This window comes from Streptomyces sp. H27-H5, assembly GCF_026627505.1.
In the GTDB taxonomy this organism is placed as follows: domain Bacteria; phylum Actinomycetota; class Actinomycetes; order Streptomycetales; family Streptomycetaceae; genus Streptomyces.
The window spans coordinates 1-20,010 of sequence record NZ_JAPNLK010000074.1 but is presented as its reverse complement, the minus strand read 5'-3'; the positions used below and the strand labels follow the sequence as shown (position 1 = coordinate 20,010).

The 20,010-nt window shown below is 73.3% G+C and carries 9 protein-coding genes and 1 tRNA gene; 3 read left to right on the top strand and 7 right to left on the bottom strand.

Annotated elements, in window-relative coordinates; genetic code table 11:
• Positions 1 to 52: 52 nt before the first annotated feature.
• Genes OTB19_RS30155 through OTB19_RS30140 form a run of 4 tightly spaced genes read right to left on the bottom strand, consistent with a single transcriptional unit; the run spans position 53 to position 11,913 of the window.
• The gene (locus OTB19_RS30155) at positions 53 to 1,360 is read right to left on the bottom strand and encodes a M18 family aminopeptidase (protein ID WP_267801766.1); all 1,308 of its coding nucleotides are present in this window, start codon (positions 1,358 to 1,360) and stop codon (positions 53 to 55) included.
• Positions 1,357 to 7,182 carry a MupA/Atu3671 family FMN-dependent luciferase-like monooxygenase gene (locus OTB19_RS30150; RefSeq protein ID WP_267801764.1) on the bottom strand — a complete coding sequence of 1,942 codons (5,826 nt, stop codon included), beginning with the start codon at positions 7,180 to 7,182 and terminating at the stop codon, positions 1,357 to 1,359. The genes OTB19_RS30155 and OTB19_RS30150 overlap by 4 nt, the downstream gene beginning before the upstream one ends.
• A complete protein-coding gene (locus OTB19_RS30145) occupies positions 7,179 to 10,604 on the bottom strand; it encodes a type I polyketide synthase (protein ID WP_324290554.1) in 3,426 nt (1,141 codons plus the stop codon). Before OTB19_RS30145 ends, OTB19_RS30150 begins: the two co-directional genes overlap by 4 nt.
• Positions 10,564 to 11,913 (bottom strand): MFS transporter, encoded by a 1,350-nt coding sequence (locus OTB19_RS30140; protein ID WP_267801790.1) that lies wholly within the window; start codon positions 11,911 to 11,913, stop codon positions 10,564 to 10,566. Before OTB19_RS30140 ends, OTB19_RS30145 begins: the two co-directional genes overlap by 41 nt.
• A gap of 197 nt (positions 11,914 to 12,110) precedes the next feature.
• On the opposite strand from OTB19_RS30140, the gene OTB19_RS30135 reads away from it, so the two are divergent.
• On the top strand, positions 12,111 to 13,109 hold the full coding sequence (locus OTB19_RS30135; protein WP_267801762.1) for a LuxR family transcriptional regulator: 999 nt from the start codon (positions 12,111 to 12,113) through the stop codon (positions 13,107 to 13,109).
• A gap of 399 nt (positions 13,110 to 13,508) precedes the next feature.
• A tRNA-Arg gene (locus OTB19_RS30130) sits at positions 13,509 to 13,581 on the top strand.
• 151 nt (positions 13,582 to 13,732) lie between these two features.
• Here the strand turns inward: OTB19_RS30130 and OTB19_RS30125 are convergent.
• The 3 genes from OTB19_RS30125 to OTB19_RS30115 all read right to left on the bottom strand — a co-directional run bounded on the left by OTB19_RS30125 (position 13,733) and on the right by OTB19_RS30115 (position 18,849).
• Positions 13,733 to 13,936 (bottom strand): hypothetical protein, encoded by a 204-nt coding sequence (locus OTB19_RS30125; protein WP_234350270.1) that lies wholly within the window; start codon positions 13,934 to 13,936, stop codon positions 13,733 to 13,735.
• 98 nt (positions 13,937 to 14,034) lie between these two features.
• Positions 14,035 to 15,807: an MFS transporter gene (locus tag OTB19_RS30120; RefSeq protein WP_267801788.1), complete on the bottom strand. Its 1,773-nt coding sequence runs from the start codon at positions 15,805 to 15,807 to the stop codon at positions 14,035 to 14,037.
• Between the two features lie 273 nt (positions 15,808 to 16,080).
• On the bottom strand, positions 16,081 to 18,849 hold the full coding sequence (locus OTB19_RS30115; protein WP_267801759.1) for a hypothetical protein: 2,769 nt from the start codon (positions 18,847 to 18,849) through the stop codon (positions 16,081 to 16,083).
• A gap of 186 nt (positions 18,850 to 19,035) precedes the next feature.
• Between OTB19_RS30115 and OTB19_RS30110 the strand changes: the two genes are divergently transcribed.
• Entirely contained in the window at positions 19,036 to 19,794 is a 759-nt protein-coding gene (locus OTB19_RS30110) for a GOLPH3/VPS74 family protein (protein ID WP_267801757.1), read from the top strand.
• Positions 19,795 to 20,010: the final 216 nt, after the last annotated feature.

The following is a 20,010-nucleotide window of genomic DNA, read 5'->3' as shown; positions in this document are numbered from 1 at the left end:
GTCGGGGCGCGGGGGCCGCGGGCGGTGCCGCGGCCCCCGCGCGTACGGGGCGTCAGCCCGTCGTGACGAACTCGGCGAGGGCCCGCGTGAGGTACCCGGGGTCGTGGGCGCCGACCAGCTCGCGCGCGGAGTGCATGGACAGGCCGGGGATGCCCACGTCCACGGTGGTCACGCCGAGTTGGGCCGCGGTGAGCGGGCCGATCGAGGTGCCGCAGGCCATCGCGTTGTTGGAGACGAACCGCTGCCACGGCACGTCGGCCCGCTCGCAGGCCGCCGCGAACGCCGCGAAGCCGGTGCCGTCGGTGGCGTACCGCTGGTTGACGTTGACCTTCACCACGGGGCCGCCGTTGGGCAGCGGGTGGTTGTCCGGGTCGTGGCGCTCGCTGTAGTTCGGGTGCACGGCGTGGGCCATGTCGGAGGACACGCAGAACGACCCGGCGATGGCTCGCGACCAGTCCTCGCCGCCGCCTCCGCGACCGCTGACGGAGCGGTTCAGGATCCGCTCCAGCAACGGGCTGCGGGCGCCGGTCTCGGAGCCGCTGCCGCACTCCTCGTGGTCGAAAGCCGCGAGCACCGGGATCCGCAGGCCCTCCGCCGGGACGGTGTTCCGCGCGTACGCGTCGGCGGCGGTCGTGAGCGCGGTGACGCCCGCGTGGACGGACACCAGGTTGTCCAGGCGCGAGGACACCAGGAACTCGCTTTCCTCGCCCAGGTGTCCGGGCGGCTGGATGTCGTGCAGCATCAGGTCCCAGCCGAGGATCTGGTCGGGGTCCCGGTCGGCAGCGCGGGCGACCCGGCGCAGCAGCGCGCCCGGCTCCGAGGCGCCCAGGGCCCAGATGGGCTGCGTCTGGCGCTGCCGGTCGAGGGCGAGCCCGTCGTTGACCGAGCGGTCCAGGTGGATGGCCAACTGCGGTACCCGGAACAGGGGTTCGTCGATCTTGACGAGGGCGGAGCCGCCGTCGCGCAGGCTGATCCGGCCCGAGATGCCGAGGTCCCGGTCGAGCCAGGTGTTGAGCGGGACGCCCCCGTAGACCTCCACGGCGATCTGCCGCCAGCCGGCGGACGAGGTGTCGGGCGTGGGCTTGACCCGCAGGTTGGGCGAGTCCGTGTGCGCGCCGATGATCCGGAAGGGCGTGTGCGCGGGAGCCCCCTCGGGGACGTACCAGGCGATGAGGGCGCCGGCGCGGGTGATGAACCTGCCTCCGGTGCCGCCGGTCCATTCCTCGGTTTCGCTCAGCTCCGTGAAGCCGGCCTTCTCCAGGCGGCGGGCGGACTCGGCCACCGCGTGGTAGGGCGAGGAGCTGTCCTTCAGGAAGGCGAGCAGGTCCTCGGCGTGGCTGGGGTCGTTGACCAGAGTCATTCGGATTCCGCCTCTCGGGGCGTCGGTTGAGTGCTGAGCAGGGCCGCGATCCGACGGTCGGGGTGGGCGCTCAGGTCTGCGAGCAGCGTTGCGTAGGAAGAAAGGAGGTCCTCGGCCGTTCGCCCGTCCCACAGGTCGGCCGAGTACTCCAAGAAGGTGCGGTAGCCGAGGGACGGGTCCCGGCGGGGCGAGAGCCCGAAGACGAGCTCGGCCCGGCACACCGGCGGTGCGAGGTCCTCCACCTCCACTTGGAGGCCGGGGATCTCGATGTCGGTGTCGGGGTAGTTCTGGAACGCGAGGACGTACGGCACCCGGTCGGGCACCTCGCCGGCCCCGGCGTCCCGCATCGCCTGCATGATGCGCGCGGTGGGGAGCACGTTGGCCATGACGGCCATGGCCTCCGTGCCGGTTCGGCTCACCAGGTCGGCGAAGCTCTCGTCCGGGTCGACGCGGACACGGACCATGACGGCGGTCGTCGTCATCGCCACGAGCGATTCGAACTCGACCCGCTCGCGGTTGGCGTACGGGACGCTCAGCAGGATGTCACGCACGCCGGAAAGCCGGGCGAGGTGGACGCCGAGCGCCGCCGCCGACACCGCGAACGGGGTGACCCTGCGGGCCGTCGCGAGCTGCTCGACGGCCGTGCGGACGGCGGCGGGCAGCACGCCGCGGATCGTGCCGCCGTCGCCGCTCGGCGTCTCGGGCCGGGGCCGGTCCGTGGGGATGTCGGAACGGGTCGGCACGCCTTCGAGGTACGCGGCGCAGTGCGCGGCCCGTCGGGCCTCGGTCGCGGGGTCCTTCGTCGCCCTCTGGTGGCGGGCGTGGTCCGTCGGCTGGGAAGCGGGCGCCGCGAGGGTGTGCGCCCTGCCCTCGGCCGCGGCCGTGTACAGCTCGGCGAGCTCGGAGACGAGCAGCGAGTGCGCCCAGCCGTCGGCGGCGATGTGGTGCAGGACGAACATCAGCAGCCACTCGTCCTCGGCGACCCGCAGCAGCTTCGGCGGGGCCAGTGTCGAGCGGGTGATGTCGATGGGGGTGTCCGCGAGCCGGCGGCACACCCGGTCGGCCCGCGCGGTCCGTTTCGCGGGGGCCAGCCGGGTCAGGTCCTCGATCGGGAGGCGGACGGGCCGGGCGGCCGACACCTCCTGCCACCATTCCCGGCCGGTGTCGGGGCCCTGGTCGGTGCGGGTGCCCTGGCCGGGGTCCTGGCCCGTGTCGGGGTCCTGGGTGAAGCGCAGGCGCAGGGCCTGGTGGCGGGCGACCAGTTCGGTGAGCGCGGCGCGCAGCGCGTCGGGTTTCAGGGCGCCCCGGAAGCGGATCCTGGTGGGCATGTTCCAGACCTGCGGCTGCGGTACGGAGAGGTGGCCCGCGATCATCCGCTCCTGCTGGTCGCTGACCGGCGCCCGCTCGACGACCTCGCCCGCGCGCGGGGCGGACGACGGGGCCGGCGCCGGGTCCTGCTCGGCGGTGGGGTCCTGTCGACCGGCCGGGTCCTGGGCTACGGTCGGGTCTTGGTCGGCGGCCGGATCCTGGGCGGCGGCCGGGTCCTGGTCGCCTGCCGGGTCCTGGTCGCCGGTCAGTCGGCGGGCCATCGCGCCCAGGTTGGCGTCCGCGAAGAAGTCCGCCATGGCGAAGTCGACGTCCAGCGTCTCGCGTACCCGGTTGATCAGGCGGATCGCCGAGATCGAGTTGCCGCCGAGGTCGAAGAAGTCGCCGTCGTCGGGCACCTCCTCGACCTTCAGGACCGCCTGCCAGATCGTCCGCAGCTCCTCCGGGACCGGCCCGGCGGCCGCGGGGACGGCGGGGACGTGGTCCGCGCCGACGGCGGGGACGGCCGCGGTGTCCCGGACCCGTTCGGCGACGCCGCCCGCCATCGCCGCGAGGATCCGGTCGAGGTCGTCCAGGTGGGCGCGCGCCGTCGCCGCGTCGAAGAGATCGGCGTCGTAGCGCAGGCGCAAGCGCAGGCCGGAGCCGCTGCGGATGGCCATCAGGGCCATCTCCAGGGGCGCCGACTCCGTACCGCCGGGCACCTCCCGGGCGCGCAGTCCGGGCAGGTCGATGCGGGTCAGGGGGGCGGTGTCGAGGTCGGCCGACACGGTGATCAGCGGTCGCGGGTTGCCCCGGTCGGGGTGGACGGCCGTCAACAGCGCGTCGAGGTCGACGTGTTGGTGGGCGTCCGCGTCGAACACCGCGTCGCGGGTGGCGCGGACGGCGTCCGTGAGGGACGTCGTGTCCGTGAGGGACACCCGCAGGGGCAGCACGGAGACGTGGAAGCCGACCGTGTCTGCGGTCTCGGGCGTGCGCCGGCCGAAGGTGGAGCCGACGACGAACTCGTCCTGACCGGACCGCTCGCGCAGCACGAGCTGCCAGCCGGTCAGGAGGGTGGCGAAGAGCGTGACGCCCCGCTGCCCGCTCCATTCCTGGAGCGCGGAGGTGCGGGCGGGGTCGAGGCGGATCTCGACGGCCGCGCCGCTCCCGGCCACCCGGCGGCCCCGGGGCCGGTCGGTGGGCAGGGCGGGCGCGGGCGGCAGCGGGGTGAGCCGGTCCTGCCACCAGCGCAGGTCGGCCGGGTCCCGTTCGGGCTCGGGTGCGCCGACCGTGGTCCCGGCGGGCGCCGTGAAGCGGGCCGCGCGGCCTTCGACGGCGGCCGTGTAGAACTCCTCCAGGTCGGCGGCGAGCAGGGTGGCGGAGTGTCCGTCGGTGACGATGTGGTGCATGCCCAGGACGAGGACGTGTTCGTCGTCGGCGAGGGCCAGCAGGCGCGGGGTGAACAGCGGCCCCTCGGCCAGGTCGTACGGCCGCCTGCTCTCCCGCGTCAGCACGGCGGCGACGGCGGCGTCCACGTCGGCGTGGTCCCGCAGGTCGCTCGCTCGCAGCGCGATGTCCGCGTCGGCCCGGACGACCTGCCGGACCGTCTCGTCCCCGGTGCCCGCGCGGAACACGGTCCGCAGCGCGGCGTGCCGCTCCACGAGACCGGCGACGGCCTCGCCGAGGGCCGCCGTGTCCAGGGCGCCGCTCAGTCGCACCGCCTGGATCTCGTTGTAGGCGGCGGGGTCCCCGATGAGCTGGGACGCGAGCCAGATCCGCCGCTGGGCGTCGCTCGCGGGCGCGGACACGTCGACAGGCCCCGCGATGGCCCCGGCCCCGACTTCGGCCCCGGCTTCCGCGGCAGCCTCGCCGGGGTCGTGGAACCGGGCCCGCAGCGCGTCGAGCCGTTCCAGTCCGGACCGCATCAGGTCGGCCGGCATGCCGAAGTCGACGAGCGAGGCGATCTCGTCGACGCCCGCCCGGCGCAGCGCTTCGACCACCGGGGCGCAGGTCTCGGGCGTGCCGATCAGGGCGCGTTCGTCGCAGTACCGGTCGTACGCCCGACGGAAGAGGTAGTCGAGGTCCTCCTCGCTCGCGCCGGCCACGTCCTGAGGGCTGCTCGCCAGTGCCCCCGCCGCCGAGCGCATCTGGAGCGAGGACCGCAGGTAGCGGCTCATCGGCTCCAGTGCCTGCGCCCGCGCCGTCGCGTGGTCCTCGCCGAGGTACGTGTGCAGGAGTACGGTCACGCGGCCCGCGTCGGGGTCGAGGCCGTGCCGCTCGCGCACCTTGCGGTAGTGGCGGACGTTCTCGGCCAGCTCGGCGATCGTCTGGTTCATCAGGTGGGTGACGATGCCCAGGTCGCGCTCCGCCGCCTCCTCGTACGAGTCCCGGCGCCCGGAGGTGGCCAGGAACATCGGGGGCTCGGCCTGCACCGGGCGGGGGTGGACGCGGATCCCGACCTCCGCGCCGCTCCCCGTGGTCCGGCGCAGGGTTCCGCCGCGCCACAGGGTCCGTACGTCGTCCAGGTGGGCGAACCCGATCTCCTTGCGGCGCGCGAAGCGGTCCGGGTGGAGGGCGAAGTCCTGGGCGTGCCAGCCGGTGGCGCAGCCGATGCCGACCCGCCCGCCGGACAGGTTGTCGACGACCGACCATTCCTCGGCGACACGGACCGGGTCGTGGAGCGGCAGGACCACGGAACCGGCGTTCAGCCGGATGCGGTCGGTCTCCCGGGCCAGCGCGGACGCGAGGACGGACGGGTTGGGGAAGAGGCCGCCGAAGGAGTGGAAGTGCCGTTCGGGGACCCACAGCGAGCTGAAGCCGCGCTCGTCGGCGAAGCGCGCCGTCTCGATGATCCGCTCGTACGCGTCGGCGGGCCGCGGCGCGTGCCGGCCGTCGTCGCCGGGGCCTTCGTCGGCGTCGGGGTGGTCGCCGAAGAAGTACATCCCGAAGTCGGGGGCGGGCCGGGGACGGGCGGGCCGCGCGGCCGGCCGCGACCGGACGCCCGGGCGGCTGGTGGGGAAGAAGCCGCCGGCGCGCAGGGCGCGCAGCGAGTCCTTCACCGCGTCGGATACCCGTTCGACGTCGCCGTCGGTGTGGGCGGTGGACAGGTAGAAGCTGCGCCACTCCCAGACGTAGACGCCGCGCGTCAGGAGGTGTTGGTAGAGCAGTTCCATGTCGGCTCGGTGGGTGAACCGGAACATGGAGCCGAAGTGGGCCAGTTCCAGGGGGAATTCCTCGTCCCGGAAGAAGGCGTTCAGGTCGTCGGCGAGGGCGTCGGTCCTGGCGTTGAGCCGCTCCTGGAGGGCGGGGCCCTCGGCGGTGAGGTGGGTGAGGACCGCCTTGGCCGCCGCCATGGACAGCGGGTGCTGCATGTACGTGCCGCCGAAGAAGGTGGTCTCGACCTCGGGCCGGCTGTCGTCGCCGTACCGCCAGAAGCCGCCGTCCACCCCGTCCAGGATGTCGGCGCGGCCGGCGATCGCGCCGATCGGGAAGCCGCTGCCCAGCGCCTTGCCGTAGGTGGCGAGGTCGGGGACGACGCCGAAATGGTGCTGTGCGCCCCGGGGATGGGGCCGCAGACCGGTGAGCATCTCGTCGAAGAGCAGTACGATGCCGCGCCGTCGGGTGAGGTCGCGCAGGGTGCGCAGGAACTCGACCGGGCGCAGTGCGGGGTTGCGGCACTGGACCGGTTCGACGATGACGGCGGCGATGGTGTCGCCGAGCGCGTCGATGGTCTCCAGGGCGTCCTGGCTGCCGTATTCGAGGACGAGGAGTTCGGCGACGGCGCTGTCGGGGATGCCGCGGGTGACGGGCACGGCGCGCCCGGACTCCGGGCCGGGGCGACCCAGTACCGAGTCGATGTGGCCGTGGTAGGAGCCGCGGAACATGACGACGCGGTCGCGGCCGGTGGCGGCGCGGGCCAGGCGCAGGGCGGCCGAGTTGGCCTCCGTTCCGGAGTTCGCGAACGCCACCCGTTCCAGGCCGGTGATGTCGGCGAGGAGTTGGGCGACCTCGCCGGCTTCGACCGGGCGGGGGCCGAAGCGCAGGCCGTCGTCGAGGTGCCCGCGCACGGCCGCCGTGACGAACTCCGGTTCGTGCCCGAAGAGCAGGGCGCCGAAGCCCATCGTGATGTCGGTGTACTGGTTGCCGTCCACGTCCGTGAGCCGTGCGCCGCGCGCCGAACGGGCCACCAGCGGGTACAGGGTCTCCTTGGTGGAGCGGCGGAAACCGACGACGGCCCGGCTGTCGGCCAGTACGGCACGCCGGCTCTGGGCCAGCTCCTTCGAGGTGCGGGTGCGCTCGACCAGGCGGCGGCCGAGTTCGGCGGCGTGGGCGCGCTGGGCGGCGTCGGCGCCGTCGCCGGCCATCCCGGCACCCTCGGGCAGCACGATGCGCGGGCCGTGCGAGGGCGGGGGTGTCGGCTCCGCGGGCGGGGGCGTGAGGCGGGCCCGGGCGGTGGCGAGCTGCGCCGTGAGCTGCCGGGAGAGCGCGGCGGCGCGGTCGGCCGCGGTGGTGCTCATCGGACGCGCTCGGCGCCGAGCAGGGCCACGGCCTCGGAGAGCTGCACCAGCATGGCGGCCTGGGTCTCGGCCAGCAGGTCGATCTGGCGGCGCAGCTCGGCGATCTCCGCGCGGTGCGCGTCCTCGGCGGCGGGCGCCGGTGCGGGTATCGGGGCGGGCGCCGGTGCGGGGACGGATATGGGCGCGGGTGCGGGTGCGAGCACGGTCAGCGGGGCGGGCCCTGCGGGGTCGGCGAACACCGAGCCACCGGAGACGCTGGGGACGCCCGGGCCGCCGGAGACAACCGAGGCGCCGGAGGCCGGCGTGGCACCGGAGGCGCCCGAGGAACGCGAGGCGATCAGGCGGGCCGTCAGCTCCGGTGTACCCGCATCCTCCAGCACGTCGCGGATCGCGAGCCGCACCCCGAACTCGGCCTCCAACTGCCTCAACATCCCGATCAGTTGCAGCGAGTCGGCGCCGAGACCGATGAACGTCTGCCCGGCGCGCACCTCGGCGAGGTCGTAACCGAGGTGGCGCGCGGTGAGTTCGCGTACGCGCGTGAGTACGTCCCGTTCGGTCATGCCGTCCTCCATGGAGCCTTGGTTCGTGGGTGCGCGGTCCGCCTGGGGAACGGAATACGGTGGGGGTCCCGTCCAGTACGACCGGTGCTGGAACGGGTACACGGGCAGTGGGACGCGCCGGCCGGGACAGCCGTCGAGGAGCGCCGCCCAGTCGATGGCGACGCCGGCGCAGTGCAGCCGGGCCACCGCCGTCCACGGGCCGTCCGGATCGCCGCCCTCGCGGACGGCACGGACGGCACGGACGGCACGCCCGGGGGGCTGGGTCGGGACGCAGAGGGCGTCGGGTATCGCCCGGCGGGCCAGGCCGGTCAGGGGTGCGCCGTGTCCGAGTTCGACGAGGACTCCGACGGGGGCGAGCGTGCCCAGCACGGCGTGGAAGTCGGCCGTGTGCCGGGCCTGGCGGACCAGGTGATCGGCGTCGGGCAGCCACCCCGCGGGCCGGGTGCGACCGTCGAGCCCGCTGACGAAGTCGATTTGTACGGGGCGTAGTTCGGTCTTCTCGGCGGCGGCGCGGAACGCGTCCAGGACCGGGTCGAGGAGCGCGGTGTGGAAGGCGCGGTCGACGGGCAGCGGTTCGCTCGTCTCCCCGCGTTCGGCGAGCCAGGAGCGGGCGGCCTCCACCGCGGCCGGCCGGCCGGCGACGACGTGCTGCGCGGGCCCGTTGGACACGGCCAGTTCGAGGGGGCCGTGCGTCGACCGTCCGAGGCCGTCGAGGAGTTCCCGTACTCGTTCCAGGGGGCTGAACACGGCCAGCATGGCGCCGGGCTCGGTGTCCTGCATGAGCCGGCCGCGCCGGCACAGCAGCCGCATGCCGTCCTCGACCGTGAGGGCGCCGGCGACGCACAGGGCCGCGTACTCCCCCACGCTGTGCCCGGCGACGACGGACGGGGTCACGCCCAGGTGGCGCCAGAGCCTGGCCTGGGCGACCTGGAGGGCGAAGATCGCCGGTTGGGCGAAGTCGGTGTCCCACCGGCCCGGCCCCCGGCCGGCGACCACGCGTTCGAGGAAGTGGTCCTCCCCGGTCTCCTCCCGGTGGATCCGAGCGCACTCCCGGAGCACCTCGGCCGCCTGCGGGGAGTGCGCGGCGAGCGCGCCGGCCATACCGGGCCGGCCGCTGCCCTGGCCGCTGAAGACGAACCCGGGCACGACCGGAGCCGGCCCTTCGACCGTCCCGGTGTGGTGGGCGATGCCCCCGTCGGCACGGGCGGGAGCCCCGTCGGCACGGGCAGGGGCCGCGTCCCGTACCGAGCGGGACTCCTCTCCGTCGTGCCGGGTCGGGTCCCCGAGGTACGCGTCCAGGGCCTCGGCCAGGCGCCCTGCGGGCGCGGTGACGACGAGCCGGTGGCGCAGGTGGCGACGGCCGAGGGCCAGGGTGGTCAGCACGTCGGCGGGGGCGAGGTCCGCGCGCCGGCGCAGGGTGTCGCGCAGCGCCCGGGCGCTGTCGTCCAGGGCTCGGGGGCTCTGTGCCGACAGGGGCAGCAGGGCGGGGACCGGGCCGACCGGGGGGCGCGCGGGGGCGGCCGGGGCCTCTTCGAGGATCACGTGCGCGTTGGTGCCTCCCATGCCGATGGAGTGCACGCCCGCCCGGCGCGGGCCGTCCGCCGGCCAGGGAGCGGCCCGCCGGGGCAGCGTGAACGGGCTGTCCTCGACGCCTAGCAGGGGGTTGGGGCGGGTGAGGTTCACCAGCGGGGGGATCGTGGCGTGCCGCAGGACGAGGAGGGCCTTGATCAGTCCGGCGAGGCCGGCGGCGCTGTCCAGGTGTCCGATGGCGGGCTTGGTGGAGCCGAGCGCGCAGAATCCGGTGCGGTCGGTGTGTCGCCGGTAGGCCTCGGTGAGCGCGGCGAACTCGATCGGGTCGCCCTTGTAGGTGCCGGTGCCGTGCGCCTCCAGGTAGCCGATCGTGTCGGCCCCGACGCCGGCGTTGGCCAGTGCGCCGAGCACGGCGTCCCGCTGGCCCGCGACGCCGGGGGCAGCGAAGCCGGCCTTGTCCGCGCCGTCGTTGGTCACCGCGGAGCCCAGGATCACCCCGTGCACGGTGTCCCCGTCGGCGAGCGCCCTCGCCAGGGGCTTGAGCAGGACGGCGGCCACCCCGTTGCCGCCGACCGTGCCGTCGGCCGCCGCGTCGAAGGCCCGCACGGCGCCGGTCCGGGAGATCGTCGATCCCCGTACGTGCCGGTGCCCGGTGACCTGCGGCAGGTGCAGTGCGGCGGAGCCCACCACCATCAGGTCCGCGTCGCCGGCGAGCAGCGCCTGGCAGGCCAGGTGGACGGAGACCAGGCCGCTGGAGCAGGCGGTGGCGACGTTGACGGCGGGCCCGGTGAGGCCGAGCCGGAAGGCGGCGCGGTTGGCGGTGAAATCGGAGTAGTTGCCGACCTGGATCTGCTTGATCTCGGCCCAGTCCCGCGAGCCGTCCCGGCCGGCCGAACCACCCGATCCGACCGGACCACCGGAGTCGGCCCGGCCGCCCGGTTCGCCGATCTGTGACGCGAGGTAGCTGTGCAGGGAGTACAGGCGGTAGCCGATGCTCGCGTACACGCCGACCCGCTCGGCGGTGCCCGCGTGACCGCCGTCCTCCAGCGCGTGGTGGCAGCACTCCAGGAACAGCCGCTGCTGGGGGTCGGTCAGGGTGGCCTCGCGGCCGCTCATCCCGAAGAAGGCGGCGTCGAAGCCCTCGATGCCGGGCAGCAGGGCGCTCGCGCCGGTGAAGCCCGGGGCCCGGTGGACCTCGTCAGGTAACCCGGCGGCCGCGAACTCGGCCTGGGTGAAGGGGCGTACGTGCGATGCGCCGGAGCGGATGTCGTCCCAGTACCGTGCGGGTGTGTCAGCCCCCGGAAACCTCAGCGCCATCCCGATGACTGCCACGCGCCGGTCCTGCATCGCCGCTCCCTCCCTCGTCGCTGTCCGCCGTCGCCTTCCGCGACGCGTTGCGCTGCCAGAGCACCTGGGCCACGAAGACCAGGGCCACGAGGATGGCGGCGCCGTGCGCGACGGCGACGACCGACAGCGGGGTGAAGGCGTCCAACGCGGTCGCGACCACGATCATCCCGACGCCGAAGCCGAGGTTCTCGACGGTGGCGGAGAGCCCGAAGGCGTGGGTGCGCAGGCCGCTCGGGAGGGTCTGCAGGTGTGAGGTGTACGAGACTTCGGTGAGCCCGTCGGCCGCGCCGGCGAGCAGGGCGATCACGATGGTCGCCGTCCACGGGAACCCGGCGAACGCCAGGATGAACGTCGCCGACATCACGATGGTGCCGAGTCCGAACCCCAGGGAGCCGACGGCGCGTTCGGTGCGCTTCGCGTACCGGCGCAGCACCTGTTGGGCGAGGACGTTGCCGATGGCCCACACGCACCAGAAGACGCTGACGAAGACGGCCGGGGAGTCGGCGTCCAGTCGGGTGGAGTACACGGGCAGGGCGGCGTTGTGCGAGGACGATCCCAGTGCGTCGACCCCGCGCAGGGCCACCATCAGCAGCAGGGCCGGGGCGGCTCCCAGCGCGGCGAGCGCGGCGGAGGACCGGATCTTCCCCTCGGCCCCCTTGGCGCCCTTGGCGCCCCCGTCGCCCTCCACACCGCCCTTCTCGCCGGTGTCACCCGTGTCGTCGGCTGCGTCGTCGGCTGCGTCGTCGGCCGCGTCGTCGGCCGCGTCCCGGGCCATCGGCAGCAGGGCGACGGTGAGGGCGCAGACCAGGAAGGTGCCCATGTCCGCGAGGAAGGCGGCGGTGTAGCCCAGCAGGGAGACCACGACGCCCGAGGAGGCGAAGCCCGCCACCATGGCCATCGAACGCCAGCTGACCATCAGGGAGTTGGCCCATGTGGTGCGGCCCTCGCCGACCATGTGCGGGATCGAGCTGCGGAACGCGACCATGAACAGGGTGCCCGCGGCGCCGACCACGGCGGAGACGGTGAACAGCGAGGCCGTGTGGTGGGCGTCCGGCACCACCACGAGGAGCAGCATCGCCGCCGCCTGGACCAGGTTCGCCCAGAGCATGGCGCCTTTGACGGAGCAGCGGGCGAGCAGCGGTCCGGCGACCAGGCCGGTCAGGAACCCGGCGGCGAACCGCACGGTCATGAACGCGCCGACGGCCAAAGCCCGGTTGGTCACCGCGTACACGTACAGGTTCAGCGCGACCAGGTTGAGGAAGGTGCCGTACGAGGAGATCGCGTAACCGGCCACCAGGATCCGGTACCAACGCTCCTTGAGAGCCGTGCCGGAGGTCACGGATGGGCCTGTGGCGCTAAGGCGTCGTCCCGAACCGAACCAGACATGGATGACTTCCCCCTCGAACGCCCGCGCAACGTGCCTGGCGAACATAAACCGACGGCCCTGTGCTCATAGGGATATCGGGTTGCACGAATGTAATGTGCACAGTTGTGAAGCAAGATCATTTCGGCACATTCGGATGCGATTGCGACGAATCGCCCCCAAACCCCCAGCCCTGCAAGGCGGCCCTGACCGCCTACCGCACGGCGCTGCGCGAGGGCCGCGCCCCCCGCGCGGGGCTGCCGTCCTGCCTGTGGAGGCTCCATCTCGTCATGGAGGACCGCGAGGACCCCGGGTACGCCGTACCCGTCACACCCGCCGCCGCGACCTTCGCCACGCTGGGACCGCTGGAGGACCTCCTGACGGAACAGCGCCGGTCCCTGCGCGCCGCGAAGGCCCGACTGTCCGTCTTCGAGGCGGTGTACGCGCAGGAACAGGACGCGGCCCGCCCCGCCCCCGTCCGACTCGTCGGCCAGGACGTCATCAGCGCCACCCTGGAGGCGGCCGTCGGCTGCTGCCGGGAGGAACTGCGCACCGTGCAACCCGGCGGCGGACGCCCCGAAGGGGCCCTCACCGAGGCCCTGGAACGGGATCTGCGTGCACTGGAACGGGGCGTGCGCCAACGGACCCTCTACCAACACACCGTCCAGACCCACCGACCCACCATGTGGTACATCGAGCAGGTCACGGCCGCCGGCGCCGAGGTCCGCAGCCAGGCGGAGATCATCGAGCGCGTCATCATCTGCGATCAGGACGTGGCGTTCATCCAACTCTCCGACGAACCGGCCGAGGGCGCACTGCACATCGGCGACCCGTCGCTGGTGCGTTTCCTGACCCGGTACTTCGACCAGACCTGGGAACGCTCCACGCCGATCCTCCCCACCGGTTCGCCCTCGCGCGGCCCGATCGTCACCTCCGACCTGCAACGCACCATCCTGCGCGCGGTGATCGGCGGCGAGACCGACAGCTCCATCGCCCGCCGACTGGGCATGAGCCGCCGCAGCGTCGCCGAACACATACGCAAAGTCTCCCTGGAACTGGGCAGCGGCAGCCGCGCCCAACTCGGCTACCTCCTGGCCGCGTCGGGCCTCTTGGACGACGAGACCTGAGGGCGGGCACCGAGAGTGGGGGGCTGCGGCGAACCGGGCCCGCCGACCCCTGCGGGGGAAGCGGACCGAGGTGCCCCGCGCCCTCGCGACGATCCGGCCGCCGTTCCACCCAGGAGACGCTTCGCGGCGGCCGGCCGGGCGGGCGGGCGGCGGCGCACGACGCGAAGAGGACCGTGAGGTGATCACACGGCGCGAAAGCTCCGCGGCTTATGGGGGCGCGTCCGCGGAGCACGATCCGCTAGGCTGTCTGCGGTCGGACGGCTACTCGGCTCGTGCGGGAGAGATGTTCACCGGACATCTCACCCACCGCGCGGAGCACCGGCTGACCAGGACGTTTGACCCGCCGCGATGGCGAAACCCCCCTGGGGTTTCCCACACCGTGTGCGGCAGACCCCGCCCGCCTTCGTAGCTCAGGGGATAGAGCACGGCTCTCCTAAAGCCGGTGTCGCAGGTTCGAATCCTGCCGAGGGCACATCGACGCGAGACCCCCGCCGATCACGGCCGGGGGTCTTCGTCGTTCCCGGGGGCAAGTCCGGGCGCGGGATGCGTGAGTGAGGTCGCGGCGGGCACGGAAAAGGCCCTCCCGGACGGGCCGGGAGGGCCGTGCGATCAACCGACGGGGGTCAGCTCAGGCCTCTGCTGCGTTCGCCGATCCGGTCGCCCTGCGGAGTGCCGGCCCGCTTGAGGGCCGCCTTCGTGTGGGCTCCGCCCTTGACCTTGCTGCGGACCGGACCTTCGAAGCCGTGACCCTGCGTGCGCGGCAGCTGTACCTGCTCCGACGCCTTCGCGATCACTGCCTGGACGTCATGCTTCTGCTCTTTGCTCATCCCGCCGTCAACTCCCTCGGGAAGCACCCAATCGGACTACTGGGATCGTATGCAGATATATCGCCCCACGCACCCGGACCGAACGTAAAAACTCTCGATCATGGCCGGGACGGACCGGCCGGCGCCTGCGGTCCCAGGACCTCGTCGACCAGTTCCTCCGGGCAGGGCGTTCCCCGCGGGATCTGGTACTTCGCCGCGACCCGGTACTCCCCCGGGGCGGGCGCCAGCAGCTCGGTCCACACGTCGCCGACCGCGTCCGGGGCCGCCTTGAACAGGCATCCCGCGGTATTGGCGAACCGCTTCGGCCCGGGTTGCCGCGCCGAGGAGCGCGCCTTGGAGTCGTCCGTCTCCTGCGGGGGCGCCACCGCCTTGCCCTGGGCGTCCACCAGCCCCAGCCACGGCGAGTGCGGGACGCGCACGCTGATCCGACCGGCCTGCTTGACGTCGATGACCAGCTGGTCGGCGCCCGCGCGCACCACCGTCGCGGGGCCGGCCACCAGGTCGGTGGGGGCCTGCACCTTGAAGAGCTGCCAGTTCGCGTCGCCCCAGATCTGCTGGAGGTACGGCAGCCCTCCGCGCACCAGCGTCGCCTCGTCCTTGCCGCCCTCGTCGGGTTTGTCGACGGGCAGCACCACGTAGTGCACGGCCCAGCGGCCCAGCCAGGCCCGGTAGCTCTCGGCGGTGAGCGTGTCGTCGTAGAAGAGCGGGTTGCGCTCCAGGTCCGCCTGCCGGTTCCAGCCGCGCGCCAGGTTGACGTACGCGGGGAAGGCGGAGGACTCGCGGTGGCTGCTCGCGGGTACCACCTCGACCCGTCCGCGGTCGGCGCCGGCCTTCTGGAGCCGGTCGACGAGGGGCGCCAGCTCCCGGTTCCAGGAGGCCAGCGGCGTGGTGCGGATGATGTCGGTGACGCTGTTGGTGGTGATCCAGACGTTCAGCCCGACGAAGGCGAGGACGAGCGCGTACCAGCGGCGCGTGCGCGGGACCTCGTACGGCAGGGTCGCGAGCAGCACCGCCCCGCCGAACAGCATGACGAGCCGGGTGACGTTCGACCCCACCTGGGAGTCGATCAGCCAGGTCAGGGCCACCCCGAGCGCGTACACGGCGGCGGCGATCCGGACCGTCTTCCACCGCTTCGGCACGAGGAAGACGATGACCAGCCCGAACACGAACGGCAGCCAGGCCGAGCCCAGCTTCATCGGCTGCGTTCCGGAGAAGGGGAACAGCCAGGCCGACAGTCCGACGACGGCCACCGGGGGTAGCCCGAGGGTGTACGCGCCCGGTCGCCGCCGGCTCAGGAACAGCGCGGCCGCGATCACCCCGAGGAACAGCCCGGCGACCGGGCTGGCGGCGGTGGCGAGTGCGGCGAGCGGGGCCGCGACGGCGGCCTTGGCCCAGCGCCGCTCGGCCCAGGAGCGCGGCCGGCAGAAGACCGCGGCGACCGCGCCGAGCGCGAGCATCGCGCCGAGCCCGAAGGTCACCCGGCCGGACAGCGCGTTGCACAGCAGCCCGTACACCCCGGCGAGGGCCGGCCACAGCGGCTGCCGGACGGCGCCCCGGCAGCGCGTCAGGATCAGTGCGAGAAGCCCGGCCGACACCGTCCCGGCGATCATCATCGTGGTCCGGACGCCGAGCATGTGCATGAGGTACGGGGACACCACGCTGTACGAGACCGGATGCATCCCGCCGTACCAGGCGAGGTTGTACGCCGTGTCGGGGTGCCGGCCCACGAACTCGGCCCAGGCGTCCTGCGCGGCGAGGTCCCCGCCGCTGTTGGCGAAGGTGAAGAGCCAGACGACGTGCAGGACGGCCGCCACGGCGGTGGCGACGACCACGGGGTGCCCCTGCGCCCAACGGAGCGCGAGACGGGCCATGCCCGGCGGGCCGCCCGAGCCGGAACGAGAACCGGAACGGGGACCGGAACCGTCCGCGGGGGAGGTTTCGCCGGCGGTCGTGCCGGAGCCCGCGGTCCGCCCGCGCTGCTCCTGCTCCTGCCCGTACTGCTCAGCGGTGGTCACTACCGACGCTCTCTCCCCGACACCTGCGCGAGTACCGCACTCGCATCCAAGACGTGCTCAGGCGCCCCGGGGTTGCCCGGAGCGCCTGAACGAACCCGTCCCCGGCGGATCGATCCCGCCCGGGGCGGCTCAGCCGACGCGGGTCAGCTTGCTGCCCAGACTCGGGCTGACGAGATCCTGCTTCAGTGCCACGGGCACCTTCACCTGGCTGGCGCCCTCGCCGATGGTCAGGACGCCGATCTCCGTGCCCGCCTTGGCGGTCTGCGGCAGCGGGCCGCCGCCCTCACCCAGCTTGACGTTGACCTTGAGCGACGGCCAGCCGACCGCCTCCACGTCCGCGGTGGCCACGACCGGGGTCCTGCCCCCGAGCCCGTCGTCCACGTACCCGACGACCTGGCCCTTCTTCACGACGTTCGCACCGGTCAGCGTCTTCTGCGTGGCCAGCATGACGTCCTTGCTGGCCGCGATGGCGGTGTCGAGGATGGGCACGCCGTGCTGACCGAGGACCGCGCCGACGATCAGCTGGTTCGTCTTGCCGACCTGCTTCTGGGCGGCGAAGAGCAGGTTGCCGCCCGCCTTGGTGGTGGAGCCGGTCTTGATCCCGAGGGAGTCGTTGTACGGGATCAGGTCGTTGTAGTTGCGCCACGTCTTGCCGGACGGGTCGGTCCACTTCGGCAGCTTGGTGATCGCGATCAGCTCGGGCATCTCGACGACCTTGAGACCCAGCTTGACCTGGTCCTCGGCGGTGCTGACCGTCGTCGCGTCCAGACCCGAGGGGTCCGTGTACGTCGTGTTGGTCATGCCGAGTTCCTTGGCGGTGTCGTTCATCTTCTTGACGAACGCCTCCTGGTCACCGCCGGAGTCCCAGCGCGCGAGCAGCCGCGCGATGTTGTTGGCGGAAGGGATCATGATCGCGGCGAGGGCGTCGTACTCCGAGATCTGGCCGCCCTCCTTGAGGGTGTTGACGGTGGACTCCCCCTCGGAGTCCTTCTTGCCGTCGTCCACGGCCGTCTTGTCGACCGGGATCATCTGACCCTTCTCACCCTTCTTCATCGGGTGGTCCTTGAGGATCACGTACGCCGTCATCGTCTTGGCGACGCTGCCGATGGCGATCGGCTTCTGCTCGCCGAAGGTGCCCACCGTGCCGAGGCCGGCGGCGGCCATGTAGCCCTGGCCCTCCTTCGGCCACGGCAGGACCGGGGCGGATCCGTCGAAGGTGAACGAACCCTGCGCCGTCATCTTGAGCTGCGGCTCGGGCAGCGGACGCACCAGCTGCACCACGGCGAGGATGATCACCAGCAGCGCGACGAGCGGGGCGTAGATCTTGAACCGCCGCGCGAACGTGCGCAGGGGGCTCGGCGGCGGGGGCGGGTTGTTCGTGAGGTCCGCCAGCATGTCGAGCGGCGGCTTGGGCGGCAGCGGCTGCTGCGTGGTCCGCTCGCTGTCCTGCCGGAGACCGGCGGGCGCGGGCGCCTGCTTCGGCGCGGGCGCCGGTGCGGCGGGGGCCTGCTTCGGCGCGGTGGGCGCCGCGGGCCGGGCGTTGTCGCCGCGCAACGGCACGAAGGTACTGGCGCGCTCGCCCCCGGCGGTGTGCGGCGGCGCGGGCCGGTCGCCCTGCGGGGGCTTGGGCGCGGAGGGCGCGGCGGGACCGGCGGGAGCCGCACCGGGCTTCACGGCCCGGAACACGGCCGTACGCTCGCTGTCCTCGGACGGCTTCGACGGCGCACCGGAACCCGAACCGGAACCGGCACCCGGCTTCGACGCCTCGGCCGCACCGGGCTTCACGGCCCGGAACACGGCCGTACGCTCGCTGTCCTCGGACGGCTTCGACGGCGCGGGCCGGTCGCCCTGCGGGGGCTTGGGCGCGGAGGGCGCGGCGGGACCGGCGGGAGCCGCACCGGGCTTCACGGCCCGGAACACGGCCGTACGCTCACTGTCCTCCGACGGCTTCGCCGGCGCACCGGAAGCGGAACCCGAACGCGGGTCAACGGCCGCACCCCGCCCGGTGACCGAACCAGAACCGGAATCCGAACCGGAACCTGGCTTCGACTCCGACGCGGGCCTCGACGCGGGCCTCGGCTCAGGCCTCGACTCGGGCCTCGACTCGGGCTGCGATTCCGACGTGGGCTCGGGCTTCGGCTGCGTCTTCGGCGCCTCGCGGGCATCGTTCCTGAACGCCCGGAACACGGCGGTGCGCTCGCTGTCGGCGGGCCCCTCGGCCTCGGTCGACTTCTCGGCGGATGCGTCCGGAGTGGGCTTCACGACCCCGAACGCGGTCGTCCGCTGGTCCGCGGCGGCGGGCTTGCCCGCGGCCACCGACCCCCGCGCGGCCCCGTCCGAACCAGAGGCAGAACCGGAACCGGAACGAGAACCGGAAGCGGAAGCGGACTCGGAAGCAGAGCCGGAGCCGGAGCCTGAGCCGGAATCAGAGCCGGCGCCGGAGCCGGACTTGGCTCCCGAGTCGGAACCCGTCGCCGCATCGGCGGAGCCGGTCGTGGCGGACGAGTCCACCCGACCGGAGGACGCCTTCGACTCCGGAGTCGCCTCGACCACCTCGGCACCGGCCCCGGTACCCGCCTCAGCCTCGACCTCGGCGCCCTCACCAGCGGCGTCGGCACCTGCACCGGCACGGGAACGCGCGCCCCCGTCCCCGCCGTCACCCTGGCCGGCGCCGGCGCCGGCGCCATCGCCATCGGCCTCCGCCGTCCGCTCCGTGTCCGCCGACGCCGACGCGACCCAGGCCGCGACGGCCACCTTCAGAGGGTCCCGGTCGCCGGACTCCGGCTCGCGCGGTCGCAGGACCGAGAGCCTCGGGTCCCGTTCCGCGGAGGACGCGGCGGTGTCCGCCGCCCCCGACGCACCTTCATCTACCGACTTGTCGGGGGACTCGCCCGCCACCAGTTCCTCCTCGATCGACGTTCGGCCGCTGTCCGAACCGTCTAACAGTGTCCCGTCTCGGGGGCATCGCCCACCCGCTAGACGAGAACGACATAGCTGCAGGTTCCCCCATAAAGCGACCAGGCGCTCTCGACAGATGAATGTGAGAGGCGTCACCCTGTCACTCATCCACGCGGGGAGGCATGGATGGGCAGGAGCCGCAGAACAATTCCGGAGGAGCTTCTGTTGCTCGCCTTGGACCCGACCACGGGAACCACGGCGCAGCCGCAGTCGCTCGACCTCGGCCTGGCCGGGGCACAGCTAGTGGAGCTGGCTCTGGCAGGACGGATAGCCCCTGACGGGGATCGTATCGCCGTGGTGATGCCACGGCCGACAGGAGATCCGACTCTGGACTCCGCACTGGAACTGCTGCGCAGGCGCGGCAGCCCGGTTCGGGCGGTCCACTGGATCGGCGGACCCCGACTGGGGCTCCGTCAGATTTACCTCGCTCATCTGGAGCGTTGCGGCATGGTCCATGCCGTCGCGGGACAGATGTGCGGGGTGTTGCCGACGACTCGCTACCAGGCGACCGACACGGCGATCAGCCGGGAGATCCGTGCCCGGCTCGACAGTGCGATCCGCACCGGTGTACCGCCGGACCCGCGGACCGCGGCGCTCGCCGCACTGGCCCACGCGGTCGGACTCGGCAAGCACCTGTACCCCGGCAACGAGGGGCGGTCGTCCAGGTCCCGGTTGCGGGATCTGATCCGGCACGACCCGATGGGCGGTCTGGTGGCGCACGCCGTCATGGACGTCCAGAACGGGGTGGCGGCACAGCCACGTCGTGACCGCGCGCCGGCGCCGGCATCCGCCGGGCGGGCTTCGGCCACCTCCGCGACCAGTGCGGGCGGTGTCCCGATGCAGCCGCGTCGGACGGGTGCGATGGCCCGTGCGGCCGCGCACTGACCGCCGGGTGACGAGCAGGACCGGCACCGCCGGCAGGACCAGCACCATCGGCACCACCCGCGGGACCCGCGACACCCCTTGATCCATTCGCGGCCCGCACGCGCAACCGCTCGATCGAACGCCATCGCCGGAACCGGCCGTCCCCCAAAGACCCGGTTCGGGAAACCGCCGGCCCGGCGGGGGCGGCCGACCCCCCCCAACGGCCCCCCCCCCCCC

Coding starts and splice junctions, on each gene's coding strand:
- OTB19_RS30120 (WP_267801788.1), bottom strand. CDS start 15,807: ATGGCCCGTCTCGCGCTCCGTTGGGCGCAGGGGCACCCCGTGGTCGTC.
- OTB19_RS30150 (WP_267801764.1), bottom strand. CDS start 7,182: ATGAGCACCACCGCGGCCGACCGCGCCGCCGCGCTCTCCCGGCAGCTC.
- OTB19_RS30110 (WP_267801757.1), top strand. CDS start 19,036: ATGGGCAGGAGCCGCAGAACAATTCCGGAGGAGCTTCTGTTGCTCGCC.
- OTB19_RS30125 (WP_234350270.1), bottom strand. CDS start 13,936: ATGAGCAAAGAGCAGAAGCATGACGTCCAGGCAGTGATCGCGAAGGCG.
- OTB19_RS30155 (WP_267801766.1), bottom strand. CDS start 1,360: ATGACTCTGGTCAACGACCCCAGCCACGCCGAGGACCTGCTCGCCTTC.